Annotated in this window: 5 protein-coding genes and 1 pseudogene; 3 read left to right on the top strand and 3 right to left on the bottom strand. The window is 69.8% G+C overall.

All coding sequences use genetic code 11. The features are described 5' to 3' along the window. Positions 1 to 524: cyclic pyranopterin monophosphate synthase MoaC (gene moaC, locus ACFWF3_RS28150; RefSeq protein WP_379316473.1), on the bottom strand; the 524-nt coding region annotated here is incomplete at its 3' end. After that, positions 521 to 1,726, bottom strand: coding sequence for a gephyrin-like molybdotransferase Glp (glp, locus tag ACFWF3_RS28145; protein ID WP_379316471.1), 1,206 nt, complete (start codon positions 1,724 to 1,726; stop codon positions 521 to 523). The genes glp and moaC, both read right to left, overlap by 4 nt. 142 nt (positions 1,727 to 1,868) lie before the next feature. Here glp and moaA point away from each other — a divergent pair, with 142 nt between their 5' ends. From moaA to ACFWF3_RS28130, 3 genes are read left to right on the top strand one after another with little or no spacing between them, the layout of a single operon-like run. Beyond that, positions 1,869 to 2,927, top strand: coding sequence for a GTP 3',8-cyclase MoaA (gene moaA, locus ACFWF3_RS28140; protein WP_378991486.1), 1,059 nt, complete (start codon positions 1,869 to 1,871; stop codon positions 2,925 to 2,927). Continuing rightward, a complete protein-coding gene (locus tag ACFWF3_RS28135) occupies positions 2,920 to 3,162 on the top strand; it encodes a MoaD/ThiS family protein (protein WP_056812377.1) in 243 nt (80 codons plus the stop codon). The genes moaA and ACFWF3_RS28135 overlap by 8 nt, the downstream gene beginning before the upstream one ends. Positions 3,163 to 3,164: 2 nt before the next feature. Beyond that, positions 3,165 to 3,527: an iron chaperone gene (locus ACFWF3_RS28130; protein WP_379316469.1), complete on the top strand. Its 363-nt coding sequence runs from the start codon at positions 3,165 to 3,167 to the stop codon at positions 3,525 to 3,527. 24 nt (positions 3,528 to 3,551) lie between these two features. Here the strand turns inward: ACFWF3_RS28130 and ACFWF3_RS28125 are convergent. Further along, positions 3,552 to 3,646: pseudogene (locus ACFWF3_RS28125) on the bottom strand (NAD(+) synthase); the annotation flags it as partial.

Below are 3,646 nucleotides of genomic sequence, written 5' to 3'. Positions count from 1 at the left end.
GCGTCCACCTGTGCCGATCGGTCGAGCGCCGGTGTGCCGGTGTCGGATCGATCCTCGGGCCGCACCCAATGCCCGTGCTTTCCACCCTCTTTGGTGACCAGCCGAACCCCGTTCATCACGGCAGCGGGATCCACCGCCTTCACCATGTCGTGCAGGGTCAGCCCGGCCACGGCGACAGCGGTCAGTGCCTCCATCTCGACCCCGGTGGGCCCCTTGGTCTTCGCCGTCGCCTCGACTGTGATGGTGGTCTCGGTGAACCCGAACTCCACCTTCACCGACGACAACGCCAGCTGATGGCACAGCGGAATCAGCTCGGAAGTCTTTTTCGCACCGGCGATTCCGGCCAGTCGTGCCGTGGACAGCACATCGGCCTTGGGCATTCCCTCGGCCCGCACCAACGCGACCACTTCCGCGGTCGTCTGCAATTCGCCTGCGGCGACAGCGATCCGGGTGGTGTCGGCTTTCGCGCTGACGTCGACCATGCGCGCGCGACCCTCGCGGTCGACGTGGGACAACTCGCTCATAGCGACAAGATTCGCACAGCGACACCGGCGGCCAGCGAGGTGACCTCGGCGGGAACGTCGACCAGGACATCGGCCCAGGCCATCCCCGCGATGAGATGTGAGCCGGGGCCCGAGATCACTTCCACCCCGCCCTCGGTCAGCAGGCCGCGCAGGTATTGGCGACGACCGGCGGGGGAGCGAAGCGGTGTGAGCAGAGTGGTCTCGCCGCTCACGAGCTCCGGCAATCCGGCCAGCGCGCGTACGGCGGGGCGCGCGAACACGGCGTACGACACCATCGTGCTCACCGGATTGCCCGGGAAGCTGAGCACGGGGACCTCGTCGACCACCGTGTAGCCCTGCGGTCCGCCCGGCTGCACCGCGACCGAGCCGAAGGTCCCGCCGAGCGGACCCAGCACATCCTTGACTACCTCGAAGTCACCCTTGGACACGCCACCGGAGGTGAAGACCAGGTCGGCGACGGCGGTCGCGGCGTGCAGTACCGAGGTGAACACCGCGGGGTCGTCGGTGCTGTGCGCGACCTCGACCACCTCGACACCGTCGGCCCGCAACGCGGCGGCCAGCGCGATGCCGTTGGAATTGTAGATCTGGCCCGGGGCCAGCGCGGCGCCCGCGGGCTGGAGTTCGTCCCCGGTGGTGATGCAGACAGCGCGTAATCGGCTCAGGGCAGGCACCGTGGGCAGGCCGACAGCGGCCAGTGCGGCGATATGGCGGGGCGCGAGCACCGTGCCTGCCCGCGCGACGAGCTCGCCGGTGCGCACATCGGTACCGGCTTCGCGCACGAATTCGCCACGTCCGCGGCCACGTTCGACCACGATCCGTCCCTCGCCCGCCTGCACATCCTCGACCGGCACCACACAGTCGGCGCCGGGGGGCATCGGCGCACCGGTCATCACCTTCACCGCGGATCCGGTGGGCAGCGCGTCGGTGCCCGGCCTACCCGCCGCCACCACGCCGGCCACCGGCAGCGTGACCGGGGTGACGGCCACATCGGCCGCCCGCACCGCGTAGCCGTCCATCGCCGAGTTACGGAACACCGGCAGATCGATCGGCGACACCACATCGGCCGACAGCGTGCGGCCGAGCGCCTCGGGGACCGGCACCTGTTCATCCGGGCGGTCGGCGAGGCGGGCCAGCAGCGCGGCGACGGTGTCGCGGTACTCGTCGACGCTGCGCGCCGACGCGGTAGCGGGCCGGGGAGTCATGCTGCCAGCTTAATCGTCGGTGTCGGGGCCGGTCGGGGTCGCGTTGCTCACGGTGGTGGGTGGGCGGCGGTGAGCTGACGAGTTCGCGAAGAATCGGCCCGGCGCACGGAATGTGACGGGCCTTACGGGTCATACTGTAGAGATGACGCTGGTCGAGATGGGGATACCCGCCGTGCGATCGGAGCGGCCGTCCCTGGACGGCAGGCCCGAGACGCCGTTCCTCGTCGACCGCTTCGGCCGGATCGCTCGCGACCTGCGCGTGTCCATCACCGAGAAGTGTTCGCTGCGCTGCACCTATTGCATGCCCGAAGAGGGCTTGCCGCCGATCCCGCGCCAGGAACTGCTCACCGCCGACGAGATCGTGCGGCTGGTGTCGCTGGCGGTGCGCGAGCTGGGTGTGCGGGAGGTGCGGTTCACCGGCGGCGAACCGCTGATGCGCCGTGAACTGGAACAGATCATCGCGGGCTGTCATGCGGCGGTGCCCGGCACCCCGCTGGCTATGACGACGAACGGCGTCGGCCTGGAACATCGCATCCATAAGCTCGCCGCGGCTGGTCTGACCAGGGTCAACGTCTCCCTCGACACCGTCGACCGGGAAGATTTCACCCGCCTCACCCGCCGCGACCGGCTGGAGTCGGTCCTCAACGGCATCCGTGCCGCGCGCGACGCGGGGATGGCGCCGGTGAAGGTCAACGCCGTGCTGATGCGCCAGAATCTGGCGGGCGCGGCCGACCTGCTCGCGTGGTGCCTGGCCGAACAGTGCGAACTGCGCTTCATCGAGGAGATGCCCCTCGACGCCGACCACGAGTGGGCCCGCGATCACATGGTGACCGCCGCCGACCTCCTCGACGTCCTCGGCGAGCGCTTCACCCTGACCCCCACCGCCCGTGCCGACCCGTCGGCCCCGGCCGAGAAATGGCTGGTCGACGGTGGCCCGGCAACGGTCGGGATCATCGCCACGGTCACGCGCAAGTTCTGCGACAGCTGCGACCGCACCCGGCTCACCGCCGACGGCATGCTGCGTTCGTGCCTGTTCAGCGACCAGGAGTTCGACGTGCGCACCGCGCTGCGGGCAGGCGCCGACGACGACGAGGTCGCCGAACTGTGGCGCGGTGCCATGTGGCAGAAATGGGCCGGTCACGGTATCGACGCCGCCGGTTTCGTCCCCCCGGAACGCACGATGGGAGCCATCGGTGGTTGAGGTCCGCTATTTCGCCGCCATCGCCGACGCGGTCGGCAAGAACACCGAATCTCTCGACCTCCCCGACGGTGCCACCGTCGCCGACCTGCGCGCCACTCTCGCCGCCACCTACGGCTCCGACATCGACAGCCTCGTCGGCGTCTGTGCCTTCCTCATCGGCGACGAGCTCACCCGCGACCCGTCGGCCATGCTCCGCGACCGAGTCGACGTTCTCCCGCCTTTCGCGGGCGGCTAGCCGTGGTCCAGAGCAAGGCCCCCGACGTAGCGACCTACCTCGCCGAAGTCCCGGCGGATCGCCGCGAGGCGCTCACCAGGCTGCGCGACCTGTGCCTCCAGGAGCTGCCGGGCTTCACCGAGGTGATGTCCTACGGGATGCCCGCCTACGAACGCGGCGGCACCGGCGAGGTCGCCTTCGCCGGCCAGAAGCACTACATCTCCTTCTACCTCCTGCGCTCCGACGTCCGCGCGGCGTTCGCCGACCGTCTCGCGAGCCAGGACATGGGCAAAGGATGCCTGCGCTTTCGCAAAGAACCGGACTACGAGCTGGTTCGGGACCTGCTGCGAGCTACCGCGTCCGGTGAAGGCGCCCAGATCTGCTGATCCGGTGGGGCCGGGAGCACGCCCCTAGCGCCACCAGGTGTCGAGCGGTGTCACCGGGACGGTGCGCTTGTGGCGGGTGTTGGTGAAGATCGACTCCACGCGGGCGGCCACCTCGGGGG

This window comes from Nocardia sp. NPDC060220 (genome assembly GCF_042727815.1).
Classification (GTDB): Bacteria; Actinomycetota; Actinomycetes; order Mycobacteriales; family Mycobacteriaceae; genus Nocardia.
The sequence above is the reverse complement of the archived record's forward strand: the minus strand, read 5'-3'. Positions and strand labels throughout refer to the sequence as shown.